Raw genomic sequence first — 25,684 nt, forward strand, 5'->3', positions numbered from 1 at the left:
GCGCGTTGGCTTTCGTCGTCATCCCATCGGTCGATGTAGTCGAAGGTAAGTGTGTGCAGCTCGTCGAAGGAGATCCGGAGCGTAGGACGTTCGAGTCCGATGACCCGGTGGAAACCGCGCACCAGTGGTCCGAGTTCTTCCCCTGGATTCACGTGGTGGACATCGACGCGGCACGCGGTGAAGGGGATAACTCGAATATTATCGAGCGGATCTGTGAGGAGGTCGACGCCAATGTTCAGGTGGGTGGCGGGATCCGTTCCACCGAACGCGCGGAAGAGCTCATCGAGCTGGGTGCCGACCGTCTGATAGTGGGAACCGTGGCGTTCACCGATGAGGATGATTTCTTGAAGATCGTCGACGTGTGTCATGATCACGGTATCGAGGTGTTCGTGGCACTGGACGTCAACGAGAACCACGAGGTGTTAGTCGGCGGGTGGAAGGAGGACGCAGGAATCACCCTGGAGGACGCCATAAAACGCTTCAACGAAGTTGCTGACGGGTACCTGACCACCGCGGTGCACGTCGAGGGCAAGGAGATAGGTATTGACGAAAAAGTCGTAGAGAAGTCGACCAGCACCACGAATCTCCCGGTGTTGTACGCCGGTGGAATAGGTTCGATCAAGGACGTGAAGCGGGCCAAGGAAGCCGGAGCGTACGGAGTAGTGATCGGGACCGCCCTGTACCATGGGGACATCGATCCCGTGGCGCTACTCGATCTCATGGAGGAAGACTAGGGTATCATCCTCTCGATAGGAAGGACGATAATACCCTCCGCACCTAACTCCTTAGCCTTGAGTACTACCTTCGACACGTCCTCCTCGTTCACTACCGCGTAAACGTCGACCATGTCCTCGTCCCCGTATATCTCCGACACTGTAGGACCGGTAACGCCAGGCAACAGCTCGTGGAACTCTTCTAACCGTTCTCGAGGCACGTTCATCATGACGAGGCACTTTCCATCGGCGTTGAGCACACCCTTCAGCGATAAGTAAACTCTCTGGATCACCTCACCGTCCGTCGCGTCGGGATTGGCGATCAATCGTGCGGAGGTCTCCAGCAGTTCGTCGACAACACGAAGCCTGTTGACCTTGAGCGTAGTCCCCGTGCTACACAAGTCCACGATCGCGTCCGCGACTCCTATTCTCGGCATGATTTCGGTGGCTCCCGACACTTGAATGATCTCCACGTCCACGCCGATATCCTCGAAGTACTGCCGGGCGATGTTTGGGAACTCCGTGGCGACGGTACCACCGTCGAGGTCTTCCGGTGACTTCACATCCGACTCTTCGGGTACTGCGAGCACCAGCCGCGCCTGACCGAACCGTAGATCGAGCAGCTCCTTTACCTCCACTCCAGCCTCTACTATGAGGTCGTATCCGGTGATCCCGAGTTGCGCCACCCCCTCTTCCACTAACCGAGGGATATCCGCAGCCCTGACGAACATAACCTCGATATCGGGGTCCGTGGTTCTGGCCTTGAGACGGCGTCCCAGAGGCTCCTCTACGCCGATTCCAGCGCGCTCGAGGAGCTTAAGTGCCGGCTCATGTAGGCGTCCCTTGTTGGGTACCGCTACGGTTATCACTTGCGCCCTCCATCGACGTCCCAGTCGCAGGATATAACGGTACTCGGGGACCGTGGACTTGAGGCTCGCGATACTAGGAGGCGTCGCGGTAACTCCGGAGCGTGTGATTGAAGACGCAGGAATTCTGATCGAAGACGGTCGAATTTCATTCGTAGGCACACGAGAACAGCTCGAAGAGTGTGAAGACTGGGAGGACGAAATAGAGCTCGAAGAGAAGGACGTTATCATGCCGGGTTTGATCAACACTCACACACACGGTCCCATGACGCTGTTTCGAGGTGTCGCCGATGATATGCCACTGATGAAGTGGTTGAGGGAGGAAATATGGCCGCTGGAAGAGCGCCTCGACGCCGAAAAGTGCCGATGGGGAGCGGCGCTCGCGGCTATGGAGGCCCTCAAGTCCGGCACTACCTGCCTCGTAGATATGTATTTCTTCATGGACACCGTAGCCGAAGCCTACGCCGAGGTCGGCATCCGCGCGGTTATCTCCCATGGCATGATAGACCTCGGCGAGGAGGACAAGCGGGAGGAGGAGCTGAAAGAGTCGGAACGCGTGTACCGCAAGTGCCACGGGATGGAAGGAATCATCGAGTTCTCGCTAGGACCGCATTCCCCCTACACATGCTCTGAGGAGTTGCTCAAGGAGGTCCGGCGCTTAGCTGATGAGTGGGGAGTTAAAATTCAGATTCACGTAGCCGAGACCAAGGACGAAGTGGAAGAAGTGAAACGGGAGTACGGGAAGCGACCTGTAGAGTACCTGGATGAAATAGGACTGCTCGACGACGACGTTATAGCCGCTCACTGCGTGTGGCTCAATGATAAAGAAATTGAAATATTATCGAAGAGAGGAGTGGTTGTTTCACACAATCCGATCAGTAATATGAAGTTAGCTTCCGGTATCAGCCCCGTACCTGAAATGCTCGAAAGAGGTGTTAACGTCACTATAGGTACAGATGGGTGTGCGAGCAACAACAACCTCGATATGTTGGAGGAAATCAAAGTAGCAGCCCTGTTACATAAAGTGAACAAGATGGATCCATCGGCCACGGAGATGTTGGAGATCATGAAGATGGCGACTGTGAGGGCAGGTACGGTCTTCTCGAGCGAGAAGATAGGGGACATCGAAGAGGGTTACGCAGCAGACCTAGTAGTTCTAGACGGCAGCTCTCCCAGATTAAATCCCAATCACAACCAAATTTCAAACATTGTGTACTCAGTCTCAGGATCAGATGTGAAGCATGTATTCGTGGCTGGGGAACTCGTAGTTAAGAATAGAAGACTCGTCAGAGCAGACGAGCAGGAAATACTGGAGAACTCCACAGAGTGTGCAGAGCAACTCACTTCCTCATGAGTCTAACTCCTAAGTAAATCGCCGCTCCCGCCAGCACTGCTACCAAAAGTGCCACCAACGCCCATGCGACGGACTTTGGCGACAGCTTCTTAAGTTTCTTCTTTATCTCTTCCCTTAGTTTCCCAATCTTCTTTTTTATCTTTTCAGTCGCCGTTCTTACCTTTTCAGCCACTGTTCCTTCGCCACTTCTCTTCTCTTCTTCGCCCTTCTCGCTTACCTTCTTCCCTTCCTCGCTCCCGCCTCCACCGGCATGCCCACCGGTCGTACTTCCGTGGGTCGTACTTCCGTGATCTTGTTCGCCATGTCCTCCTCCCTTAGCGCCCCCTCCGCCGTGTCCTCCCCCTACGCCGGCGGAGCCGGCCGGCGAGGGGTGTGAGGCGGGCGGAGGGGGCGTTTGGCCTACGGAAGGCGAAGATCCCCCTCCGGTCCCGCCGGAAGGGATAGACGGCGGTGGTGGTGGTAGTGTCTGCGCCTGAGTTGCGCTTATCGCCATCAGGACCAGCGCCGCGAGAACCACAGCAGTGCGCCGCAAGCTATCAACCCCACCATAGGGTTCACCGGGACTTTGAACGTTATCACCGCGGCGATTGTGCCAGCTCCGGCTATTATCACGGCGAGTGACACCGGAAGCTTGACACCGAAGACCTCGATGTAATCCCCGGACCCATGCTCCTCCGACGCGAACACGTCAGATATCCTTACAGGAATCCGCTTCGTACCATTTATATATTCATCATAAAGGCGTGTTACTTCCTCGTACTCTGGTATCAACTCCGAGTCTACCAACCGTGCCGCTTCATCCCGCTGACCCAGCTCCAGCAGCTTCGCGACGCGCTTGCACTCTTCGGACATCTCCGTCAGGAGGTCACGAATTTTAGCAGCGATCTCCGCGAGCCTCTCGAGCTCCGATCGGTACTCTGGATGGGTCTCTGCGGATTTGCTCAGGTATTCAACAGTGCGACCCCAGGTCTCGGCAGCCATCGCGTACCATCGGGCAAGCTTACGGTATCCCTCCGGAGTCGGTGGGACTTTACCTCCTTCGAGAGCGTAGAGGTACAGGGCTTCTAGGAAGGCTTTGTCCAGTTCGGTCCGATAGTTATCGTAATTCGGAGGAAGCTCTCGCCCGATGTAGTAGTAACCGTCCTCGAAAGTTGCGGCCGGAATCCCGTGCTTGGCGACTGGGGCGGTGACCCATGGTGGAGACGTTCCGGTCTGTTGTGTGTCGACCCTCGCACCGATCACTCCAGCTAGTACCTCACAGATCTGAAGCGCCCGTTGGAAGGACTCGGGGTTGTCGTTCCCGTGGATCGGGCCGGCTGGGATTAGGATGAACTCTGACACTCCCCAGCTCGGCCGATGCGCGTGAACGTCAAGGAAGAGTTCAGGTTTCCCTGTGATAGGCACACCGACCTTTCTCCCAAGCTCCTCGGGATGTAGCACGTAAGGTAGCACGTGGTTGTAAAAAGTAAGCTGTCCGAGATCACGTGATACTAGGTACTTCTCCTCTTCACTTCCGGATTGATAGTACTCCGTCGGAATCTTAATCCACGAGACTACGAGAGTTCCCTTAAACTCACCAGAGTTATATACAAACCATTTCACGGCTTCAAACATGCATTTATGAGCTTGATATTCCAGTGGATGAACACCCAAAGACACCCACACAAAGTGGCCATCGCCATTCTTCCAAACATAATATTCGACCGGAACCTCATACACTTTATTACCCAAAGTAACTTGATATGTCTCCACTAGCTCACCATATTGTATCGAACAGGCCCCAGTAAGTGCCGTAAAAGCCATCGTGAGCACCATCACCACACGACGCACCATTTCACCCCCTGATACGATAAAGGTGTACCCGGCGGCCAGGCCACCCGGTCATCGACGGCACTACGGCCACTCACGGGCGTGACGGGAACCGATGTGCCGGGAACGTGACCACGGGGATCACCGCCGGGAGACTCCCGCCTCCCCCCGCCGGGGGCCGGCGTAAGAAACACTCGATCATGCCCATTACCATTTTCGGGGGATGCTCGACGTTGGTCGTAGTTAAGGAGGGTGAGTACGCGATTCGAGACCCTTCCCTAGCTCCGAAGGGTCGAGACATGATTGAGTGGGCCCGAGACCACATGCCAGTGTTAGAAGCTATCCGCGAGCGGTTCGAAGAAGAACGACCACTCGAAGGTATAACCGTGGGAATGACCCTACATCTCGAGGCCAAGACGGCCGTTCTGGTCGAGACGTTGATGGCCGGTGGCGCCGAGGTAGCCATCACCGGATGCAACCCTCTTTCGACGAAGGATGAGGTCGCGGCGGCACTCGTGAGGGAAGGAGTGCACGTATACGCCTGGCGTGGGGAGACGGAGAAAGAGTACTATCAGAACATCGACCGGGTGCTCTCCCACGAGCCCGACATCATAGTCGACGACGGTGCAGACTGTATTGCGCGTGTGCACACCGAGTTCCCGGACCTAACGGAGCGCGTGATCGGGGCCACCGAGGAAACAACAACGGGCGTTAACAGACTGCACGTGATGCATAGGGAGGGCATCCTAAAGTTCCCGGTCATCGCCGTGAACAACGCTAAGACGAAATACCTTATGGACAACCGTTACGGGACCGGACAGAGCGCACTGGACGGGTTGATGCGAGCCACCAACATCCTCCTCGCTGGCAAGACCGTAGTGGTAGTCGGGTACGGGTGGTGCGGCCGCGGCATCGCGCGTCGAGCGCGGGGCTTGGGAGCCAACGTCATAGTAGTGGAGGTAGATCCGATTAAGGCCATGGAGGCTATCTTCGACGGATTCCGAGTGATGCCGATGGACCGAGCTGCCGAGGAGGGCGACATCTTCATCACCGCTACCGGAAACCGGGACGTGATCCGTGGCGAACACATCGAAAAGATGAAGGACGGCGTCATTTTAGCCAACGCAGGTCACTTCGACGTGGAGATCGACAAGGAGTATCTAGAGGAACATTGCGAGGAAAAGATCGACCGCAGGGGCGGCCTGGTCACCGAATATCGGATGCCAAACGGCAAGAGGGTTTACCTGATCGCAGAGGGAAGACTGGTGAACCTGGCGGCCGGAGAGGGACACCCGATCGAGATCATGGACATCAGCTTCGCGCTCCAAGCGCTTTCCGTCGAGGTGTTGGCGAAAGAAGGGGAGGGTATGGAGCCCGGAGTGTACAAGGTACCGAAAGACGTTGACAAGCGCGTCGCCGAACTGAAGTTGAAGTCCATGGGGGTCGAATTAGAGGAACTGACACCGGAACAGCGCGAGTACATGGAGAGCTGGGAAGAAGGTACGTAACCTGCCGATGATAAGGATCCGAAAGGTTATTTTACCGACGATCAACGGGGTCTCCCGGAGCGTGCCTTTTCAACAGGATAACGGGGAGTGGACGTGATGGAACTAGACGATGTCGTCAAGGAACACGGCGTTCTCTGTGCGTTCGTTGCCACCGAGGACGGATTCGTTGTCGACGCGGCGCACGACACCGACATAGATCCCGAGGAGAGTGCAGCTCTGGCGGCGACCGCCGTTATGAGGCTCAAGAACGTAATGAACAGATTGATTGGTGAGTCCGAAGAGGAAATGGAAATCATCGCCGTGTGCGGCCATTCCCTAGCACTGAAAGAGGTCGAGGGCGGGCTCATCGTTGGACTGTTGTACGATAGCAACGAAGTCCCCACTGGAATTGTTAAGCTAATTCTTCAGGAGCTTGAAGAAGAGTACAGAGGAAGAAGCGTCGAAGAGCTGCTTTGAGGGTACATCACTGGGGGGTAAGTGGTGGCTATCGAGATCGAAGACGTGAACGAGGTCCTACTAGCTGCATCGTTGTCGGCACTCAAAGAGCTCGGTGAAACCCCTCACACGATCGCACTAGTAGTGAGAAGTCTACTCGAAGACGGGGTAGAGGAGATCCCCAAGGAGTTCTTGGACGAGCTCAAGGAGACATTGCACTTACCTCCTGGATCCGTACAGTCACGGGGAGGTACGAGGTATGAGATAGATAATGAGGACGGTAAAGTTACTATTCGAGTTGAAAGCTGTAGCTGGAAATCTATCTGTGAACTTCAGGAAGAAATGGGGCAAAGAATCTGTCCAGTAGCAATCATTATCGATGCTATATCTGAAACATTACCTATTCACGTTGAGTTCGATAACAGTTCAGAGTGCATAATTAAAGCTAAGAGGGTGAGGACATGAGCACTGCTAGCATCGAACATACAATTGCAATAATGTCAACTCTTAATAGAGTGATTAAAGAGAATGACGGTTCAGTAACACATTTCCACTTAAGCATTGTCTCGAGTAAGATAATGGAAACATTAGCGGCTAAAAATCGTATAGAGCAGGTAATCGAAAAACTGCGAAAAGGCGTCGATATCGCCGTCGAGAATGGCGAATCAAAAGTCGATATTGACGGGTATATGTCGATAGAATTTAGATCGAAATCCGATAATGTTATATCATGTACAGTAAATGAGTGTCCTTACAGAAAATGGTGCACTAAAATCTTACCGATGGTAGTAGAAGACGAGGAACTAATGGTGCTGCCATGCACGATCCTTATGGAGTGCTGTTTCCAGGACTCTCATGGGGGAGTGCATAAAGTCGAACCGGACGAGTCCTGTGAAATCGAGATCGTGTTCAAACGCTGAGGTGTTCCTACCCGAAATCGACGATAGATGTCACGAGTTGGCGGAACGTTACGGCGTCCGACCCTACATGATAGCTAGGTATCTGGCTCTCTTAGGACGATCTGAAACCGAGAAACTTCTGGAACACATGGAAGACATCCGTCCGGCCATTCGAGCAAATACCATTCTGGTGAACCCAGAAGGACTCCGACGCATCTTGGAAGAGAAGCGGGGGTTCGAGCTGAAGCGCTGCCCAGAGCCCGTGGATGTAGGGTTCTGGATCCTCAACGACCCGCCTATTTCCATCGGCGCTACCTTAGAGTACATGATGGGGTACTACGTGCCCCAGGACGCCGCTTCCATGCTGCCTCCGGTCGTGTTGAACCCGGAACCTGGAGATCGAGTGCTCGACGCGTGTGCAGCTCCTGGTGGAAAGACCACCCATCTGGCCCAACTCATGGATAATGAAGGCACGTTGGTAGCCATCGACGTGGATCCGAACCGTGTGCGGGCGTTGAAGAGCAACCTGGCCAGATGCGGTGTCGCCAACGCGGTGGCCCTTCGGATGAACGCCCTCGACTTACCGAGCACCGACTGGGAGTTCGATCGGATTCTTCTCGACGCGCCGTGCACCGGGGAGGGAACCATTCACAAAGATCCTTCTAGGAAGACAAGCCGCGATCCGGAGGATATCGCCACGTGTGCTAGGTTACAACGCCGCTTGATCGACGCGGTCGTAGAGGTGTTAAGACCGGGTGGGGTGCTAGTCTACTCTACGTGTACGTTCTCACCCGAAGAAAACGAGCTGATAGTACAATACGCCGTGGATGAACACGGACTGGAGCCGGAGCCCGTAGACGTAAGGTGGGCGGACAGGGGACTACGCGTGCCGGGGGTCGAGCCGAAGGTGCGACGGGCGTGCGCCCGGCTATACCCTCACAGACACGGCATGGAGATTTTCTTCATCGCTAGATTACGGAAACCCCTCAGCTAAGGCCCCATCGATCATCCAAACTCACCAAGGGATTCCTTCGTCATCGGGGAGAGCGTTGGTAGTACTGGAGGAGTCCGAGTGGAAGCTTGCTGAACGATGTTTCTGTCCGTCAGGTGACTCTGTACCGTATGAAGACGGCTCGAGTTTGGGGAATGGGGAAGGAAGAAGGTATTCGAAACAGTACAGTAAGAGAGTTTGCGCATGGATCAGCTGTGAAGGATTCGATTACGTCCTTGAAGGTAGGTGAAGACAGGCTGCAACTTCTTCTGCAACCGTCCTTAAGTTGAACTTGTTCGAGCGAGCACATGAGAACGGCGTGAAGTCCTTCCACTTCGACTTTCAGGGACGAGGACTGCGGTGGAGGGCAAGTACGACGTGGGCGTAGTCCAAATCAAGGTCGTAGGCGGGAAAGCGAGGTGGGAGCTGACAGAGGAGTTAGAGAGGCTGTTCTCTGTCACTGAGGTGTAGGTCGGTCGGCAAAGGGAGAGTTCCTCACACGTTCGGATAGCGGGGACCTCCTCATCCCGACTCGACAAGTTCCTCGCAGAGGTCGATGAACTGTTCCCGAGCGTTGCCACCGAAGAGCTCTCTACCTTTCTCCCCCATACGCTTCAGGTCCTCGTAATCGATGCTCAGGGCTCGACTCACGGCTTTTACGACCTCTTCGGGGTTAGAAGCGTCTTCGGCCGCCACCGCGACACCGCGTTTCTCCAATTTTTTGGCGGTAACGTATTGGTGGTCTCTGAGCACGTCTCTTCTAGGCAAAACCACTACCGGCTTGCCCAACGCGGCGGCTTCCACGGGAGTGGCTCCCCCTAAGCACACGACGAGGTCGGCGGCCTTCAATAGAGCCGGAAAATCGTGGAAGAAACGCCTCGCCACAATCCCGGAGCACAGTCCATCCAGCTCTCGTCTTAGGCGCTCAGGATCCATGGCGTTCCCCGTGTTCACAACCACTTCCCAGTCCCTCAGTAGTCCATGCTCAGCACACTTGACTAGTCCCTTCAAGGCGGGTCCGTAGCCGGCCGAACCCGTAGTCCACACGAGTACTCTCCCTCCCAGGCCGTAATTCTCCCGTGCCTCTTCCGGATCGGCCTCCTCGAAGCTCCGGGGCAACACGATACCGACGTTAACAGCTCGGTCGCCGTAGTACTCGGCCATATCCTCGTCCCAGACTCCGATGACGTCGGCGCACAACTTCGCTACCTTACCTGAGACGGAGACCACGTCGGTCGGCTCGTAGTGTGCCACAGGCAATCGCTTGAACTTCCCTGCGAGCATAGGTCCGATAGCCACACCGGACCCCGTGGACAGAACCAGGTCGGGCTGCACATCACGGAGTGCTTTGGAAGCCGCTAGGTAATTCTTCAGCCCGCCCAGAGCGGCCCTCCAGATGGTATCGTTTATCCTTCTGGGTCTCGGCAGGCCTATGTACCCTTCGAAGCCTGCCTTCTTGAGCCGTTCTACTGCCTGATCAGAGTCTTCATTGACGGCGAAAGTCACGTCATGTCCTCGGTCGGATAACTCCTCGGCAAGGGCGAGTGCCCTCGTGAGATGTCCACCATCCCCTGAAGCTATTAACACGTGCACGGGCGTTCCCCCGGGGACTACCGGTTGGGAGTGCATGTAGGAATAGTAGGCAAGCCGAACGTGGGTAAGAGCACGTTCTTCGCGGCTGCCACACTGTCATCCGTGGAAACCGCAGATTATCCGTTCACTACCGTCGACCCGAACCAAGGTGTCGCCCACGTCCGAACGGAGTGCCCCTGTAAAGCGTTCGGTGTGAAGTGCCAGCCTCGGAACTCCTTGTGCATCGATGGTAATAGGTTCGTACCCGTGGAGCTGATCGATGTCGCGGGACTAGTTCCTGGCGCCCACGAGGGAAGAGGACTCGGAAACAAGTTCCTAGATGATCTCAGACAGGCCTCTGTACTGATACATGTCGTAGACGTTTCGGGGTCCACGGACGAGGAAGGTCGTCCGTGCGATCCAGGCACTAGGGAACCTACCGAGGACGTGAAATTCCTGGAGCGCGAGCTGGACGAATGGATAGCGGATATACTACGGAGAGACTGGGGCCGAACTGTCAAGCGCGCGAGCCTGGAGAAGATCCCGACGACGGAAGTCCTCAAGGAACGGTTGGCGGGCATCGGAGTGTCGGCACCGGACGTCGAAAGTGCCATGGAAAGGGCGGAGGTACCGAGCGACCTCACGAAATGGTCGGACAAGGACATCCGACGGTTCGCTCGGGAAGTACGACGTGTCAACAAGCCGATGGTCATCGCCGCTAACAAGATCGACGTCGAGCGCGCCGAAGAGAACTTGAAGAGGTTAGAAGAGGAAGTCGAATACCCGGTGGTTCCCACATGCGCCGAGGCGGAACTAGCGCTCAGGCGAGCGGCCGACCAGGGGTTAATCCGTTACCTGCCGGGAGATTCAGATTTCGAGATATTGGAAGAAGAAAAGCTGAGCGACGAACAACTCCAGGCGCTCGAATTCATCCGGGAGAAAGTTTTGAAACGTTGGGGTTCCACCGGGGTGCAGGAGGCCCTGAATCGGGCTGTATTCGATGTGGCTAGGATGATCGTCGTGTACCCGGTAGAGAACGAGAACAGGTTATCGGACTCCGAAGGCAAGGTGCTACCGGATGCACTGCTCCTCCCGGAGGGTACTACGGTACGCGAATTGGCCTATAACATCCACACCGAAATCGGAGAGAGTTTTAATAGAGCCATCTTAGTGAAGCCCGACGGGAGTCGTGAGGTGGTTGGTGAAGATCACGAGTTGGAACATGGAGACGTTGTCAAGATTCAGACATCCTGACCCCACCCCTAAGGGGGGTGAGCGCGCTTTGAGAATCCTCGTACTGGTATTACTACTATCGCTCCCTCTTACTCCAGCACTCGCGGAACCCACACCCTCCGCTGGGTATTCTAGTACTTCAGAGCAACCCGCTCAGGAGGAAGTGAAAACCGAAGGGCAAATGGTCGAGACTAGCAACGTACCTCCCAGCGAAGCTGTACATCCCTCAACCCCAAAACAAGAAAATGAAGTCACAACCACGACCCCAGCATCTGGTGGTCCTGAGACCCCCGAGATAACAAAGTCGGAGAAGACGGATGAGAGGAAGGAGAACCGCGTGGTCAACCTCCGCGAACCGAACCCTGTGGAGAAAAAGAATAACGCGAACGTTACTATGCTCATGGGCATCCTGGCCGCATCGGCGTTAGGCGCGTACAGTATCGCGAAGAGGAAGAGGAAAGAAGCACTCGTCAAGGTTCCCGCAGCATGATCCTGTCGGCCTCCTTAATGGCGGCTTCCGCCGCGCGCTCAACTGCCTCTTTAATTTCCTCATCGGGGAGTTCGCTCAGCGGGTGTACCTCAACTTTAACGTCTACTTCCACGGACTTGCCGTCCACCGTCACCGTTACGTCAACGTCCTCCAAGTCACGCTTTGGAATCCTGCGATAGAGCTCCTGGAGGGCTACTTCGTGAATGCGTTCTATGTCTTCGAGCTTCAGGCCGCTCCGGCCCCGCCACCTCCCTCAGCCTGCTGAAGGGCTTTCTGGAGCCTCTCCTGGAGGTTCTCGATCTGCTGCTGGAGACGTTTTTCCTGCTTCTCCAGTGTTTTTACTCTTAGCTCCAGTGTTTCCTTTCTGTCCTCGAGCTCTCCCTTCACCTCATCACGGTCAGCTTCTATTAGCAAGCCACCAACAGTTTTGTATATCTTGGTACCTTCTTCGATTTCGTCGAGTTCCTTAAGGGCCCTTTCGATCTCCCTAAGCTGCAGCTCCAGCTGCTGCTTTTGCGCGACGATAGAACTCAACTGCTGCTGAAGCTGCTGGAGCTGAGCTACCTGCTGCTCCATATTCTGAGCCATTTACACGTCCCCCAGAACCGTCGTGATGACCCGCTCTGAGAGTGCGAGGAGACGGAACACTCCTGAGACTGATGCTCGGAGTGCCGACACGTCTTCCGCTCGGATCTCTATTTGTATGTTGTTACCGAGGCGGTCGATGTCCACCCGTGATCGCCGTGCCGGCATGAGTTTAACGTCCGGTAACACCGATTCGTGGATTACTCTGGCGACTCGTTCCGATTCGAGCTCGGCATTACATCGAAGCGTGTGCATGGTTCCACCCTCGTGTTATAGTTTCATCCTCTCGTTCTTGGTGCGGAAATCCCGATAGAACAGGGACGGGCCGACCTTCTCGGTGCGACGGTAAAAGGTTAGGGTTCCTAAGTGACGGGGATGGCCTTCGACTACCAACAGCACGTCGGCTAGGGCCTCCTCGAGTACGTCCTCCAAGGAACCCACTCGGGGTACGAATTCTACTCCGAGAACTTCGGACAGCGACTCCGCGACCTTCATGTGACCGGAAACTGGACGTTTCGACGTCGTGATCACCATATTGCCAGGAAGATCAACTCTATTCCCGAAGAGCTCACGCTGTAGCTTGACACCACCTAGCCAGAACGATAGTCGTAACCTGGGTGGAATCTCCCCTAGGTCTATCACATGGAGTTGGGCGGGGTTACCTTTGGCTTCCGTCACGTAGAAAAGGACTTCAGCGCCGGATTCTAATGCTTCCAGTACGGTGTCCCGGAGGTTCTTCGTACCCCTCAGGATGTAAGTAGCATCGGGTAGTGCGCACTCCAGGTCACGACACAGCGAGCGCGTGCGGCGAGCGGGGCGCTGTGAGGTGGTGATGGCAGCCTGTCTCAACGAGCTGTGTACCTCCTGGGCACGGGGTGCCGGGGTTTCATTACCAGTCTGAAGCCACAATGGGTACAGCGAATGGGATCTTCGTTGATGTCCAACCTGACCTTCTTACCACACCTCATGCAGATGTACTCGTACTTCTCTTCCTCGTACATGGTCACTTCTCCTCCAACGCCTTCCGAATAGCGCGCCTGACGATCCTCTGGGCTTCAGTCTCGGGATAGTAGGCTCCTCCTGTAAACTCCGCACCGCACTTAGTGCACCTCCAAATACCGGTACCAACCCTCTTCACGGCCCGCTTGTGACATACGGGACACTCGTGTTTCTGTCGCTGGACCGATTCGATCTCCGCGACACGACGTCGGATCCGCATTCCGTACCTGGGTCCGAAACGTCCCGCTGGACCGACCTTCTTCGTGCGACCCACCGTTCCGCACCCCCGCGCGCAGGCCCTTTGACCGATATAAGGTTTGGGGAGTTGATTACAGTTGAGCCTTGACGGTACGTCGGACTTCTTCCGCCTTCTTTGTGGCTAAGTCAATGGCGTCCTCCAGTAGATGTTCAGGAAGATCCCCAAACTCTCCCTTCTGAACCGCGCAGACTTCTCCACTTTCAGTGACGGTTACCGTTAGCCTGGTGTCCATGATGATCTCTTCCTCGAGACAGGGGTCGACGAGCAAGTACTCACCAACTCTAGCGATAGTAACGGAGATGGGAAAGTCGTTGATAGCGAGCGGTTCGGTGTTTTCCTCTATAACTTTAACCTCGTCGTCCATGACTTTGGCTTTCGGTACCTCGGTGATGGAGAGTGCGGAAACCGAACCGATCATGGAGGCGTCGAACAAGTTCCCGTCGTGGTCCAGTATGTGGATGTCTACGAAAGTCACCCAGCAGTGCTCACCTTCCTTTATACAGAGCTCCTTAAGGTCTATCATCTCGGACTCACGGATTCCCCTATCCACGACACGAGAGAGCTCGATCGCGTTTTCATCTGGAGGACCTGGTTCGAAAGATGGATCGGCGAGCGGGACGAGTTCCGCGTTGACCGCCAAGGCACCTTCGTTAGGTGAATCGGGGTAAGGGCGACCCACTTCCAGCTTCACACCGACGACCAGCTGGGTGTTCCCGAGGCGGACCAAGGCCGACCCGTTCGCTTTGGAGATGACTCCAGCACGCACCTCGATAGGACGAAACTCTTCGAAATCACGCCCGTCGATCCTTTCTCCGGCCTTTATAGCGGCAAGTACCTCATGACGTTTGATACGGGCCAGCAGGTCTAGGTCCACGTCAGTCTCCCCCGTATTTCTCCTTCAACGCCCTGCGCTGCTCTTTGTACACTATCTTGCACCCTTTCTTGGCCAGCTTCACCGCCTGTTTGAACTCTTCAGGTGTCATATCACCGTCCATTTGGAGCAGCGTGATCTTGCCCTCTTTCGGCATCATGGCGAGCGGGACGTCAGCTTCCCCGTATCCGTCTTCGTAGTACATGGGATCCAGCACTACTTTCCCTTCGACTTTCCCAGCCGCACACGCCGCCACCAGATCGCGCATCTCGATCCCAGCATCCGCTAAGGCGACTGAAGCCGCACTGATACCGGCACACCGTGTCCCCGCGTCTGCCTGAAGGACCTCGACGAATATGTCGATGGCCGTTCGCGGATAGTATTCGGTGAAGATTGCCGGCTCCAGGGCCTCCTTAGACAGCTTGGAGATCTCGATAGATCGTCTGTCCGGACCAGGCTGCTTCCTTTCGTCCACAGAAAACGGGGCCATGTTGTACCGGAACCTGACGACAGCACGGTCAGGTTTCTGCTTATGCCTGGGATGGAGCTCTCGGGGCCCGTATACCGCGGCTACTATCTTGTTGGCACCTAACTCCAAGTAAGCCGAGCCATCAGCCCGCTTCAGTACTCCGGCTTGAATCTTCAGCGGACGCATCTCATCGGGTTTGCGACCGTCCAGCCTCAGGCCGTCCTCCGAGATCAACCGCTCTGGCCTCTCCTCCATTTTACAGATCACCACCGTGAGAGTCGTTTTAGATTCGCTTTCAACCAGTCGGTAAGACCACGGAGATGCGATCGACGCTCGATCTCGCGGATAGCTCGTACGGCGAGGAGCTCTCGTTCTTTCTTCGGTTCCTCCCGAGCACGCACGTATATCCGCCCATTGGCACCCACGATGATGTCACAGCCGAGAACGCGCTTGATCACCCTGATCATGGAACCTTTACGTCCGATAACCCTGGGGACCTTCACGGGATCTATCTCTACGACCCGACCACCCTGAAGTCGACCGAGCCTCGTCGGAGCATCGTCTTCTAGTAGAGACAGTTCCACGCGTTGTACCGGGTCCACCTCTCGAACGACAGCCGTTATGACATCTCCCGGACGGTAGTACCTGGAAAGGTCGGTTTCAATGAGATCGACTTCTTCATCAAGAGCGTTCGACACGTGAAGTATCGCCGGAAGAGGCGCACGAACGTCGATGAGCCAGCTTGAGAACTTCACCTCCTCCACGATCCCAACGACGAGATCGCCCGGAGAGGGCCTGTATGGGCCGGCCAGCGGTATCACTCTGATCCTACGGCCGTCGATGTCGACGAGCCCGGTGACTTTAGAGTAGACTTCGTCCCCTCTGGTGTACGTCCCCTCGCTCGCGATCACCTGTCCTCTAGCCAACAACTCACCGGGAGTGACGACCTGACGGTCCTCGACGTACAGCTCGAACTCGGGCACGCTCGCATCACCTCGGTACGTAATCCGGGAACCTTTGCACGACCTCAGTTACGAGCTCGAGGGCGTGTTTCGCATCCTCGAGATCCAGCACCTCCGCCGGTGAGTGTAGGTACCTGGTCGGGATTCCCACCACACCCGTCGGGACGCCACCTCTGGTCAGGTGAATAGCCGTCGCGTCGGTGGTGCCTCCCTCGCCCACTTCGAGCTGGTATGGGATGTCCAGCTCTTCCGCGGTATCTATCAGTAGCTTTCTCACCTTAGGGTGAGTGATTAGACCTCGACCACTCGCGTCGACTACCGTGATCGCCGGTCCCTTCCCAAGCTTTAGCTCCGTCCTCTTCAATCCCGGCACGTCACCAGCTACGGCGGTGTCCAGAACTACAGCACCGTCTGGATAGACCTCAAAGGCGGACGTTTTGGCCCCCTTCAGACCCACCTCCTCCTGAACTGTCCCCACCAGGTAAAACGTGGGGTGATCTCCGTCGAGGTCGGAGAGACGCTCGGCCAGAGCGAGAAGGACGGCGACGCCAATCTTATCGTCGAGACCTCGACCGTTTACTCTCGACCCTACCAGTTCCACGAACTCTCCGGCTAGGACACCGACATCACCCACGCTCACGAGTTCCTCAGCCTCCTCACGGTCTGAGGCGCCGATATCTATGAACAAGTCCTTGTGCTCGGGTACCTTCCGCCGCTCCTTCGGCTCCTGGATGTGCGGAGGCTTAGTTCCGACTACCCCCGGCACCTTCTCGCCCTCGGAGTTCACGATGATCACGCGTGAGCCCGGTAGGATCCTGTCATCGATACCGCCGAGCTTCGCGAACCGTATGAACCCGTTCTTGTCGATGGATTTGACGATGAAACCTACTTCGTCCATGTGGGCGGCTACCATCACCTCGTACTCGGAGCCTTCGATAGTACCGACCACGTTCCCCAGGGTATCCACATGGACGTCGTCACAGTATTTCTCCAGCGTATCCTCCACGTACTCGCGGACCTCGTCCTCCCAGCCCGGCGGAGCCACACGGCCGATAAGCTCGCGTAGGTGTTCCGCGAGGGTTTCGACGGTTACCATTCAGGGACCCTCCACACTCTCCCTTTCCAGGATCTTGCTCTCGAAATCTCCCTTAGTGATCTCGTTAAGCTTCTCGAAGAACTCGTCCTGCAACCCAGCCGGTAATCGTACTACGGCTACCCAAGCACCGTCGTACTGCCACTCCTCCCGCTCGATATCACCGAACTCGCGCACGATACCCATAGCCTGTCCGGTGTACTTCGCGGGGATACGGATGGCCACTTTCACTTCCTCGAACTTCATCGGCAGGACCGGACGCAACTGCTTGATGACGTCCTTTACCTGCTCCTCAGCACCCTTCATAGGATCGATGTGAACACCGGTCTCCTCCATGGCACGTTCGATTCGCTCAGGAGGATGCGGAGCCCCCGTTCTGGGATCCACCGCGCGGCGGGCGATTATGTGGACGATTTTCCGTTTAACTTCTTCCTGCATTTTCCTTCGTTGTTCCGCGGTTAGCTGTATTTCTCCCTCCTTGATCACGATTTCCGCGACCTTAATGGGGTCGGAAGTGCCGAAAAGTTCCTCCATCGCTTGCTCTGAGGCCCTCTCACCTTTCCTGGCATCGCGAAAGACTTGTTCCACGGCCAATATCTCCTCGACGTCCACGTCTTCACCTTCCCGGAGTTTACGGGCCCCTTCGGGATCGACGAGCACCTCGAATCGTTCGCCTCCCTTCTCCAGACGTGCTACAACGGCGTCTTCCAGACTGACTCTGGCCATTGTTACTCACCCTCGTCTTTCTCCGAACCGACTGCACGTTCAAACATCTCCTCGATTTTCTCCCGCTCAAGCTTCCGGAATCCTTGTTCGTCGACGACGGCGATCTCGAGGTTGTCGGCGGTGGTCTCCTCCCGTGAGGCTTCGTACAGCGCCCGCACCGCGAGCTTGACGGCCTCTCGGATGGTCATGTCCTCCCGGTATTCCTCCTCGAACACGTCGAGCGCTTCCTGGCGACCTTCACCGATCGCCGTGGCTTTGTGCTCCGTCAGAGCACCGCTGGGATCGGTTTCGAACAGGCGACATCCCTTCCTATCTACACCGGCGATCAAAAGCGCGGTTCCGAAGGGTCGAACTCCTCCATGCTGCGTGTACACCTGCTTGAGGTCGCAGATAGCCTTCACGAGCACGTCTACATCGATCGGCTCACCGTAAGTGTACCGATACGTCTGTGCCTCGATCCTGGCACGCTCGACTAACACGCGAGCGTCCGCGACGAGTCCCGCCGTAGCTGCTCCGATGTGAGTGTCGATCTGGTAGACTTTCTCTATGGACTCGGGCTCGATCAGCTTGGAGGTGACACGCTTATCGACCCCAAGGACGACGCCTTCTTCCACTTTAATCCCTAAAGCCGTAGTACCGCGCTTGACGGCCTCGCGCGCGTACTCAACCTGGAACAGTCGGCCGTCCGGGCTGAAGACGGTGATAGCCCGGTCATACGCCGTCTGAGCAGGTTGCACGGCTACTACCCCCGATTCTCTTCAGGCAGTGGACGTTCGAAGCTGGCGAACGCAACTACACGACCATCCTCCACGACGTCGATTTCACCGTTCTCGTACAACACGAACTCGCGGTTCCCCACCCGCTCACGGTCACATTTCGGGACTCGAGAGAGGTACCGTTCCGCCCCTTTAATCGTTCCGGAGGTACCGAGAACCTCGATGAAAACACGACCGAGCTCCGGATCCCGACGGTATAATGATAATGCCGCGCGTGCCTCCTCCTCTTGACCCCGTCGCACCCTCAGGATGCCCGCGTTAAGATCACGGTAACTACGCACTAACCATGGTCCGATCCGGCCGGTTCCCGTAGGCCCCAACACCGAAAGTAGAGCTCGAACGACGAGGTCCTTCATCCCCTCGAAATCCAGCACTTCGACGCGCTCCGACCATACCTTAAACGTTACATAACGCCATCTGGGGCGGAGTGCGGAGGACAGACGCACACGCATGTGTTTCACCCCAGTGAGGCGACGCCGGGCACCGTGAAAACATGCTTACACGCCGTGTTCCACCGGAGGATTTCCCTGGGAGCCTCGACAAACATCTCCTTCACCTCGATATCTTCAAACCCCAGAAGTTTCAAGACATCCTCCACCTGCTTCGGCCTGATCAATTCCAGTGGATCACGTGCACCCAGCGCCACGACAGTCGGAAACCGTTTCCTGCGGCGCAAGCGTAAGAGGTCACGAATTCGAGAGACCTGCCACGCGAGTCGCTCGCCCTCCCGTCGGAGCAGTCTCGATAGATCGATCTCCACGTAGGTCCACTTCTCCCGTGCTAGCTCGATCTCATACTTGCCTAAACCAGCGTGGGGGTTACCGCGCTCTGGATGTGATAGTAGATCAACCCTAGTATCGGAAACAGCAGTTCGATTGATTTTAGGATCGCCGCCGCCGACGGCGAGCAAGTACACGAGGGGTCGTGTTCGGCGGATCGCTCTACGGAGAGTCTCCGCGGACTCCGCCTCTAGTTTGCAGCCAGGTAGGACGAGCACGCTCTCAACGTGTTCACGGATGTCCCGGATTTCCTCGATGAGCCACCTCAAATCGTCAATATTCAGATGTTCCGCTTCCAGTTCCAGACAGAGGACGGCGATCTCGTAGTCCAAACGCTCGACGGCCAGAGCCATCCTCAGGGGATCTACCTCGTCGACGTGAACTCGAAGGGCGAAGTTCTCGGAAACCCTCAATCGTCGGAGAAGATACCGAGCCGCTCTAGCGTCTTTATGCCCCCCTCGCGGCTCGCAGGGTAGCTCTCCAGGTTGACTTTCACCCTGACCACATCGTCTGCGTCCGATATCCGCAGCTCCCCCTTGTAGGCGCTCTGCTTGTCGAAGCGCAGGTAGAGATTGCCCTTGTCATCTACTCGCCGCTCTATGTCACTCCACACGCGCCTCCGCTCCTCCGCTGGTATGTTCTCACGCCAGTGTTCCAGGACTCGCTCGATGTACCTCGGCCTGTCGATCTTGACTTGAAATATGGTGATCGGGTTCCCGTGGTGTCCCTCCGCGTAGAACGTCTCGGGCTCGACGTCTTCCTCCTCGAGAACACCACCTAATACGTTCGCCAACGCCTCGAGAACTTTCACCTCATCCTCAGTAGCGTGAGCGATCACGCGGGCTGAGATACTGTTGACGGGGAGAGTCAAGGTACGACCCCGATGAGGGCGCGGCGGAGATCACTTACCGCGCCTCCTGTGGGCTCGGAGGCTCGGCCTGACTTTCTCGGCACCCTTACCGCGCTTCCGCAGTCCTCGAGCCTTCTTGCCCGCCCCGGTCTTACCACGGAACACGCGTCCTTTCTGGGACTTCTGACAGATCCAGTTAATGCGGTGGTCACTCTTGATCTGCGGGTGATACGGGTCCACCATGATCACCTCATAGTACTTGTACTGACCATCCTCACCGACCCAGTAGGAGTTGAGCACTTCCAGATTCGGGTACTTACGCTGGGCGCGCTCCTCGGCTATCCACTGCTTGCTCTTGCCCGGCGAGAACTTATTCTTACCCATACGCTTGGGGCGACGACCCTTCCTCGGTCTCGACTTGCGACGACCTCCCTTGGGTACGCGTACGCGAACTACCACGTAGCCGGGCTTAGCGCGGTACCCTAGACGACGTGCTCGCTCGATTCTCGTCGGACGCTTAATACGCTGGACCGACGGTCCCTTACGCCACTTCGGGAGACGCTCTTTCAGCAGCTCTCCAACGTAAGAGTCATTGGGTCGCTTCCACGCCTCCCGCTGGTACTTGTACATCGACACGGCATCCACCCCCTCGCGGCCGGCCCACGCCGACTTAAGAGTTTACCGTGAAGGATCATCCACGGGTTGACGCATATGAGGATGGACCCTCCTCGATCTCCTCGAGGATCTCGGCCACCAGCTGTCTGACGGCGTCTCGCCCCTCTCGAACCCTGGTGAGGAAGATCTCGGAGGGCCCGACGCGCCTTAGGACCTCTTCGACGAGCTCGTCAGTAGGCTCCATGCCGAGCTCCCTCAGCCGAGCCCTGACCACGTTACGGGCGGCTTTGATCACTTCGGTGGCGAACTCGGCATCGGACCGGTCCGCCAGGTGCACGATGAGAGCTTCAGGTGTGTTCGGAGGTATCGGAGATCCGCGGCCGTGATGTGCGGCCACCGCGTGGATGAGTTCCACCGGTGCACCTCGAGCGTACAACTCCGCCGCGATCAGTGTGAGGTGGTCCAATCGACGTCCGAAGTCGGAGATCTTATACCGTTCCTCGCGCTGCTCGTAGGATGTTGCCTTGCCCAAGTCGTGAAGTATCGCGGCCGCGATCACGAGGTCACGGTCCACCTCCACCCCGTAAATTTCCTCGAACACCTCAGCCATCGCGAGGGCGAGTTTAGTCGTCGCTACTGTGTGTTCGAGCAACCCCCCTGGGTAAGAGTGATGTTGTCTGCGGCTGGCCGGAACCTCCTCAACGGGCTCGGGATCGGGTACTTCCTCGTGGGCGAACCCTTCTTCCAAAACCTTCATAACGAGTTCTCGCAGTCCCTCGTCTTCGATACTTTCGACGAGCTCCTTCAACTTCAGTTTCAACTCCTCGGTTCTCAAGCTCGTTTCCCCTCGGGGGCTCGAAAATGGTCGAGGGGACTTCCTTTCTGCTGGGAGCGTAAGTTGCCCGACCGGGTACGGATCTTCGACACAACGCTGAGAGACGGAGAACAGACGCCGGGCGTCAGTCTCACGGTGGAGGAGAAGGTCGAGATCGCGATGAAGTTGGACGAGTTCGGCGTGGATACCATCGAAGCGGGTTTCCCCGTAGCCAGCGAGGGTGAGTTCGAGGCAGTGAAGATGATAGCAAGTGAGGAACTGGAGGCGGAGATATGCGGGTTAGCTAGGTGCGTGAAGGGTGATATAGACGCGGCGATCGACGCAGACGTAGACTGCGTACACGTGTTCATAGCAACGTCGGACATCCACCTCAAATACAAGTTGGAGATGTCCCGGGAAGAGGCTTTGGAGCGTGCCGTAGAGGGCGTGGAGTACGCCAGTGACCACGGGGTCACAGTGGAGTTCTCTGCGGAGGACGCCACACGGACGGACCGGGACTACCTGCTCGAGGTCTATAAAGCTACCGTGGAGGCCGGAGCGGATCGTGTCAACGTCCCGGACACTGTTGGCGTCATGACCCCTCCAGAGATGTATCGACTGACGGCGGAAGTAGTCGACGCCGTGAACGTGCCAGTCAGCGTTCACTGCCACAACGACTTCGGCATGGCCGTGGCCAACTCATTGGCCGCCGTCGAAGCTGGGGCCGAACAGGTTCATGTGACCGTAAACGGGATCGGCGAGCGCGCCGGTAACGCATCATTGGAACAGGTCGTAATGGCCCTCAAAGCGTTGTACGATATCGAGTTGGGCGTGAGGACCGAGATGCTCGTCGAGCTCTCACGGCTCGTGGAGCGACTGACTGGCGTCGTAGTGCCTCCGAACACCCCGATAGTCGGCGAGAACGCCTTCGCCCACGAGTCGGGGATTCACTCCCACGGTGTGATCAAGAAGGCGGAGACGTACGAACCCATACGGCCTGAGGACGTCGGTCATAAACGGCGTATAGTACTAGGTAAGCACGCGGGTCGGCACGCGATCAAGAAGAAGCTCGAGGAGATGAGGATCGAGGTCACGGAGGAACAACTCGACGAGATAGTTCGGCGCGTCAAGGAGCTCGGGGATAAGGGCAAACGCGTCACCGAAGACGATCTCGAAGCCATAGCCCGGGACGTCGTCGGCGAGGTGCCCGAGTCAGAGGCGGCGGTCAAGCTGGAAGAGATCGCCGTGATGACTGGGAACAAGTTCACGCCGACAGCGTCGGTACGTGTGTACTTAGACGGTGAGGAGCATGAAGCGGCGTCGACCGGTGTTGGCCCAGTTGACGCGGCGATACGGGCACTGCGCAAGGCGATCGAGGAGCTCGGTATAGACGTGGAGCTGAAGGAGTATCGCCTAGAGGCTATCACCGGGGGCACCGACGCTCTCGCCGAGGTTACGGTGAGGTTGGAGGACGAGAACGGGAACGTCACCACTGCTCGAGGTGCCGCAGAGGACATCGTGATGGCCAGCGTGAAGGCGTTCGTTCGGGGCGTGAATCGGCTGGCATGTCGACGCGGGGACTAACGCGTCGGATCCTCCAACCCTAACTTTTCCGCCACTTCTCGGACGGCACGTACCGATCCTTCCGGAAGCTCGATACCCTCCCGAAGTGCGCGTTCTCGGCGTCGGAACTCCAGCTCTCCCGGGAGGAGAACGTCGTCTCCGGCGGATTTAACTTGCGATACCAACTTTTCAAGTCGATCGTAGTACTCATGTTCGTCGACTAAGGCCGACAGGTCGAGCGCTACGAACACGTCACCTTTGTTGCACGGAACCGTAGGATCCGTAGTCCCCTGAACGTCTTTCCCGGCGGCAGCCCCAACGACGGGACCAGTTAACACCTCGAGTGCCAAGCACAGGGCATACCCCTTGTGCCCTCCGAACGGTAGTAGTGCCCCTGCAAGGGCCTCCTCGGGATCCGTGGTAGGCTCTCCGTCGGGCCCTACGGCCCAGTCTTGAGGTATCTCCCTACCCTCTCGCAATGCCTGAAGGATCTTCCCCCTCGCGACTACGCTCGTGGCCATATCGACGATGATAGGTGGACCGTCCCTACGGGGGAACGCGATGGACACCGGATTGGTTCCCAGCACAGGTTGGGAGCCGCCGTAAGGGGCGACCGCAGGTTCCGTTCCACACGTTGTGAATCCGATGAATCCCCGTTCAGCGACCAGCGTCGTGTAGTACCCGGCGATCCCGTAGTGAGACGCGTTACGGACAGCCACCACGCCTGATCCGTGCTTCCGAGCGAGTTCGACAGCCTCCAGTGTTGCCCTGTATCCGACGACGTGTCCCAGCGAATGATAAGCATCATAGAGTACGACAGAGGACTTCCTGGAGATTTCCTCCATCCTCAACTCGGGGCGGATTGCGCCTTTCTCGATTCCTTCGATGTAACCAGGCAACCTCAGAACGCCGTGAGAGTGGAATCCGCGAAGGTCTCCCTCTACGATGACTTCGGCGGCTGTCCGAGCGTCTTTACGCGGTACACCGACGGAGTGGAGAGCTTCACTGACGAAGTCCATCAAATCCTCAGGCGGTATTTTCAATGATCATCCCTCCCGCAGCGCTTGAACGAACCGCACTTTGATTTCCTCCGGATTCAAATCTATCAAGGGGACGTCGGCGTTTCCAGGGTCGACCTCCAGCCTTACCATACGAGGACCTTCAGTCGCGAGCGCGTCTTCTAAGGCTACTTCAGCGGACTCTGGCTCGGAAGCCTCGAAGTACGTCAACCCATGGGCCTCAGCCACCTTCTCCCAGTCGATGCGATCGGACGGCGTAGGCTGATCTCCTGTAGTGGCGTACGTAGAGTTGTCGATGAGTACGAGGGTGTAGTTACGCGGTCTCTCTTGGGCGATCGTAGGGAGAATTCCCATATTCATCATAATACCGCCGTCTCCTTCAATCGCCAGTACTTCCCGATCGGTACAGAGAGCCAGTCCGAGACCGACTGAGCAGGACTGACCCATCGCTCCCAACATGTAGAAGTTGAGGCGCCGATCGTTAACGTGGTAGAGCTCCCGGGCCGGGAAACCTAAGTGGACCGTAACTACGGCGTCGTACCGCTCGGCTACGTCGGCGACCACTCTTAAAGCTTCAATTCGCTTCATACTTGTCGGCCCCGCGCCACCCGGTCCAGAATACACTAAAGCCGTTCCCCCAGAATCGGCCGGGGGGCACTCGGTGAAGGCGTTCGAAAAGTCCGTGAAGATTCCAAAAGTGGACGGCGCGACGGTCATGCTGGACAAGGCACTGACACCCGAGTTCGTGGAATCGTTTCTGAAAACCGCCGGAGAGTACGTGACGGCCGTCAAGCTGGGATGGGGCACGGCACGGCTCATTGACAAGGAGATCGTCGCGCAAAAAGTCGAGATGTACGTGGATGCGGGGCTGGACGTGTTCCCTGGAGGCACCCTGGCCGAGATAGCGATTGCTCAGGGCAACTTCGGGGAGTATCTGAACGAGCTCGATGAGCTAGGATTCAACGCTATCGAGATCTCAGACGGTATGATTCCGATGTCCATCGAGAAGAAGTGCGAGCTCATCGAACTGGCGTGTGAGCACGGTTTCACCGTCTACGCAGAAGAAGGTAAGAAGAGGGACGAGGAGTACTCCATGCTTTCGCCATCTGACATCGTGGGGCGCATGAACAAGTGCATGGAAGCCGGCGCCGAATACGTGATCGTCGAGGCCAGAGAAAGCGGTAAACACGGTCCGATGGGAGCGGAGAAGAGGGAGCGAGTGCGCGTACTATCGGAGATCGTTAAGGGAGTCGGAATTCAGCGCGTGATGTTCGAGGCTCCGGAGAAGGAGCAGCAGTTCGAGTTGATCGTCAAGTTCGGTCCTGAGGTCAACATCGCGAACGTCCCGCCGGAAGAGGTGATACCGCTAGCCACACTGCGGGCGGGTCTCAGGGCGGAGACTATGGGCCGGGTCGCGCTGGACGGGGAATGACG

General features: G+C 56.8%; 33 protein-coding genes. 10 read left to right on the forward strand and 23 right to left on the reverse strand.

What is annotated here, in order from left to right; genetic code table 11:
- The first annotated feature begins 5 nt into the window (after positions 1-5).
- Complete coding sequence (gene hisA / locus BW921_RS03450) at positions 6-734, forward strand: 1-(5-phosphoribosyl)-5-[(5-phosphoribosylamino)methylideneamino]imidazole-4-carboxamide isomerase (protein WP_148688586.1); 729 nt, start codon at positions 6-8, stop codon at positions 732-734.
- On the opposite strand, the gene hisG is transcribed toward hisA, so the two are convergent.
- Positions 731-1,579 (reverse strand): ATP phosphoribosyltransferase, encoded by an 849-nt coding sequence (hisG, locus tag BW921_RS03455; RefSeq protein ID WP_088336475.1) that lies wholly within the window; start codon positions 1,577-1,579, stop codon positions 731-733. The two genes, hisA and hisG, sit on opposite strands and share 4 nt — an antisense overlap.
- A gap of 55 nt (positions 1,580-1,634) precedes the next feature.
- Between hisG and BW921_RS03460 the strand changes: the two genes are divergently transcribed.
- Positions 1,635-2,933, forward strand: coding sequence for an amidohydrolase (locus BW921_RS03460; protein ID WP_236953774.1), 1,299 nt, complete (start codon positions 1,635-1,637; stop codon positions 2,931-2,933).
- Here BW921_RS03460 and BW921_RS03465 read toward each other — a convergent pair.
- Together BW921_RS03465 and BW921_RS03470 are read right to left on the reverse strand one after the other, a co-directional pair.
- Positions 2,920-3,465 (reverse strand): hypothetical protein, encoded by a 546-nt coding sequence (locus BW921_RS03465; protein ID WP_148688588.1) that lies wholly within the window; start codon positions 3,463-3,465, stop codon positions 2,920-2,922. The two genes, BW921_RS03460 and BW921_RS03465, sit on opposite strands and share 14 nt — an antisense overlap.
- Positions 3,426-4,763 carry a hypothetical protein gene (locus BW921_RS03470; RefSeq protein ID WP_210400493.1) on the reverse strand — a complete coding sequence of 446 codons (1,338 nt, stop codon included), beginning with the start codon at positions 4,761-4,763 and terminating at the stop codon, positions 3,426-3,428. Before BW921_RS03470 ends, BW921_RS03465 begins: the two co-directional genes overlap by 40 nt.
- Positions 4,764-4,942: 179 nt before the next feature.
- Between BW921_RS03470 and BW921_RS03475 the strand changes: the two genes are divergently transcribed.
- From BW921_RS03475 to BW921_RS03490, 4 genes are all read left to right on the forward strand, one after another.
- Positions 4,943-6,250 (forward strand): adenosylhomocysteinase, encoded by a 1,308-nt coding sequence (locus tag BW921_RS03475; RefSeq protein ID WP_148688590.1) that lies wholly within the window; start codon positions 4,943-4,945, stop codon positions 6,248-6,250.
- A gap of 96 nt (positions 6,251-6,346) precedes the next feature.
- Complete coding sequence (locus BW921_RS03480; RefSeq protein ID WP_168168712.1) at positions 6,347-6,706, forward strand: roadblock/LC7 domain-containing protein; 360 nt, start codon at positions 6,347-6,349, stop codon at positions 6,704-6,706.
- A gap of 24 nt (positions 6,707-6,730) precedes the next feature.
- On the forward strand, positions 6,731-7,150 hold the full coding sequence (locus BW921_RS03485) for a hypothetical protein (RefSeq protein ID WP_148688592.1): 420 nt from the start codon (positions 6,731-6,733) through the stop codon (positions 7,148-7,150).
- Between the two features lie 456 nt (positions 7,151-7,606).
- Entirely contained in the window at positions 7,607-8,578 is a 972-nt protein-coding gene (locus tag BW921_RS03490) for an RsmB/NOP family class I SAM-dependent RNA methyltransferase (protein WP_210400495.1), read from the forward strand.
- Between the two features lie 519 nt (positions 8,579-9,097).
- Here the strand turns inward: BW921_RS03490 and BW921_RS03495 are convergent.
- A complete protein-coding gene (locus BW921_RS03495; RefSeq protein WP_168168713.1) occupies positions 9,098-10,168 on the reverse strand; it encodes a glycosyltransferase in 1,071 nt (356 codons plus the stop codon).
- Positions 10,169-10,192: 24 nt separating this feature from the next.
- On the opposite strand from BW921_RS03495, the gene BW921_RS03500 reads away from it, so the two are divergent.
- A complete protein-coding gene (locus BW921_RS03500) occupies positions 10,193-11,401 on the forward strand; it encodes a redox-regulated ATPase YchF (protein WP_148688595.1) in 1,209 nt (402 codons plus the stop codon).
- A gap of 28 nt (positions 11,402-11,429) precedes the next feature.
- Positions 11,430-11,870, forward strand: a complete 441-nt coding sequence (locus BW921_RS03505) for a hypothetical protein (protein ID WP_148688596.1) — start codon at positions 11,430-11,432, stop codon at positions 11,868-11,870.
- On the opposite strand, the gene BW921_RS03510 is transcribed toward BW921_RS03505, so the two are convergent.
- The 17 genes from BW921_RS03510 to BW921_RS03590 are packed head-to-tail and all read right to left on the reverse strand — an operon-like array spanning position 11,851 to position 21,689.
- Positions 11,851-12,099 (reverse strand): DUF3194 domain-containing protein, encoded by a 249-nt coding sequence (locus BW921_RS03510; protein WP_148688597.1) that lies wholly within the window; start codon positions 12,097-12,099, stop codon positions 11,851-11,853. The genes BW921_RS03505 and BW921_RS03510 overlap by 20 nt on opposite strands.
- Positions 12,096-12,458 (reverse strand): prefoldin subunit beta, encoded by a 363-nt coding sequence (locus tag BW921_RS03515; protein ID WP_148688598.1) that lies wholly within the window; start codon positions 12,456-12,458, stop codon positions 12,096-12,098. Before BW921_RS03515 ends, BW921_RS03510 begins: the two co-directional genes overlap by 4 nt.
- Complete coding sequence (locus tag BW921_RS03520) at positions 12,459-12,710, reverse strand: KEOPS complex subunit Pcc1 (protein WP_088335550.1); 252 nt, start codon at positions 12,708-12,710, stop codon at positions 12,459-12,461. It abuts the gene before it with no gap.
- A 15-nt stretch (positions 12,711-12,725) separates the two neighbouring features.
- On the reverse strand, positions 12,726-13,304 hold the full coding sequence (locus BW921_RS03525; RefSeq protein WP_168168714.1) for a hypothetical protein: 579 nt from the start codon (positions 13,302-13,304) through the stop codon (positions 12,726-12,728).
- A complete protein-coding gene (locus BW921_RS03530) occupies positions 13,301-13,456 on the reverse strand; it encodes a DNA-directed RNA polymerase subunit P (protein ID WP_088335552.1) in 156 nt (51 codons plus the stop codon). Before BW921_RS03530 ends, BW921_RS03525 begins: the two co-directional genes overlap by 4 nt.
- A gap of 2 nt (positions 13,457-13,458) precedes the next feature.
- Complete coding sequence (locus BW921_RS03535; RefSeq protein WP_011018749.1) at positions 13,459-13,728, reverse strand: 50S ribosomal protein L37ae; 270 nt, start codon at positions 13,726-13,728, stop codon at positions 13,459-13,461.
- Between the two features lie 55 nt (positions 13,729-13,783).
- Positions 13,784-14,587 carry an exosome complex protein Rrp42 gene (gene rrp42, locus BW921_RS03540; RefSeq protein ID WP_148688600.1) on the reverse strand — a complete coding sequence of 268 codons (804 nt, stop codon included), beginning with the start codon at positions 14,585-14,587 and terminating at the stop codon, positions 13,784-13,786.
- Position 14,588: 1 nt separating this feature from the next.
- Entirely contained in the window at positions 14,589-15,308 is a 720-nt protein-coding gene (rrp41, locus tag BW921_RS03545; RefSeq protein ID WP_088335554.1) for an exosome complex exonuclease Rrp41, read from the reverse strand.
- An 8-nt stretch (positions 15,309-15,316) separates the two neighbouring features.
- A complete protein-coding gene (gene rrp4 / locus BW921_RS03550; protein WP_148688601.1) occupies positions 15,317-16,036 on the reverse strand; it encodes an exosome complex RNA-binding protein Rrp4 in 720 nt (239 codons plus the stop codon).
- A gap of 7 nt (positions 16,037-16,043) precedes the next feature.
- Positions 16,044-17,111 carry a M42 family metallopeptidase gene (locus tag BW921_RS03555; protein WP_148688602.1) on the reverse strand — a complete coding sequence of 356 codons (1,068 nt, stop codon included), beginning with the start codon at positions 17,109-17,111 and terminating at the stop codon, positions 16,044-16,046.
- Positions 17,112-17,834, reverse strand: coding sequence for a ribosome assembly factor SBDS (locus BW921_RS03560; RefSeq protein ID WP_088335557.1), 723 nt, complete (start codon positions 17,832-17,834; stop codon positions 17,112-17,114).
- 2 nt (positions 17,835-17,836) lie between these two features.
- Entirely contained in the window at positions 17,837-18,571 is a 735-nt protein-coding gene (gene psmA / locus BW921_RS03565; RefSeq protein ID WP_148688603.1) for an archaeal proteasome endopeptidase complex subunit alpha, read from the reverse strand.
- A gap of 5 nt (positions 18,572-18,576) precedes the next feature.
- On the reverse strand, positions 18,577-19,062 hold the full coding sequence (locus BW921_RS03570) for an Rpp14/Pop5 family protein (RefSeq protein WP_148688604.1): 486 nt from the start codon (positions 19,060-19,062) through the stop codon (positions 18,577-18,579).
- Between the two features lie 5 nt (positions 19,063-19,067).
- Positions 19,068-19,802, reverse strand: coding sequence for an RNase P subunit p30 family protein (locus BW921_RS03575; RefSeq protein ID WP_148688605.1), 735 nt, complete (start codon positions 19,800-19,802; stop codon positions 19,068-19,070).
- Positions 19,799-20,260: an RNA-binding domain-containing protein gene (locus BW921_RS03580; RefSeq protein WP_088335561.1), complete on the reverse strand. Its 462-nt coding sequence runs from the start codon at positions 20,258-20,260 to the stop codon at positions 19,799-19,801. The genes BW921_RS03575 and BW921_RS03580 overlap by 4 nt, the downstream gene beginning before the upstream one ends.
- A 30-nt stretch (positions 20,261-20,290) precedes the next feature.
- Positions 20,291-20,875 (reverse strand): 50S ribosomal protein L15e, encoded by a 585-nt coding sequence (locus tag BW921_RS03585; RefSeq protein ID WP_088335562.1) that lies wholly within the window; start codon positions 20,873-20,875, stop codon positions 20,291-20,293.
- Between the two features lie 55 nt (positions 20,876-20,930).
- On the reverse strand, positions 20,931-21,689 hold the full coding sequence (locus BW921_RS03590; RefSeq protein WP_088335563.1) for a 3'-5' exoribonuclease YhaM family protein: 759 nt from the start codon (positions 21,687-21,689) through the stop codon (positions 20,931-20,933).
- Positions 21,690-21,752: 63 nt separating this feature from the next.
- Between BW921_RS03590 and BW921_RS03595 the strand changes: the two genes are divergently transcribed.
- A complete protein-coding gene (locus BW921_RS03595; RefSeq protein WP_148688606.1) occupies positions 21,753-23,252 on the forward strand; it encodes a 2-isopropylmalate synthase in 1,500 nt (499 codons plus the stop codon).
- On the opposite strand, the gene BW921_RS03600 is transcribed toward BW921_RS03595, so the two are convergent.
- Positions 23,249-24,274, reverse strand: coding sequence for an Ldh family oxidoreductase (locus BW921_RS03600; RefSeq protein WP_148688607.1), 1,026 nt, complete (start codon positions 24,272-24,274; stop codon positions 23,249-23,251). The two genes, BW921_RS03595 and BW921_RS03600, sit on opposite strands and share 4 nt — an antisense overlap.
- Before the next feature lie 3 nt (positions 24,275-24,277).
- On the reverse strand, positions 24,278-24,838 hold the full coding sequence (comE, locus tag BW921_RS03605) for a sulfopyruvate decarboxylase subunit beta (RefSeq protein ID WP_168168715.1): 561 nt from the start codon (positions 24,836-24,838) through the stop codon (positions 24,278-24,280).
- 73 nt (positions 24,839-24,911) lie between these two features.
- Here comE and comA point away from each other — a divergent pair, with 73 nt between their 5' ends.
- Positions 24,912-25,682 carry a phosphosulfolactate synthase gene (gene comA, locus BW921_RS03610; protein WP_088335567.1) on the forward strand — a complete coding sequence of 257 codons (771 nt, stop codon included), beginning with the start codon at positions 24,912-24,914 and terminating at the stop codon, positions 25,680-25,682.
- The last annotated feature ends 2 nt before the right edge of the window (positions 25,683-25,684 follow it).

Origin of the sequence: Methanopyrus sp. SNP6, from assembly GCF_002201895.1 — an archaeon.
Lineage (GTDB): Archaea > JAADCQ01 > Methanopyri > Methanopyrales > Methanopyraceae > Methanopyrus.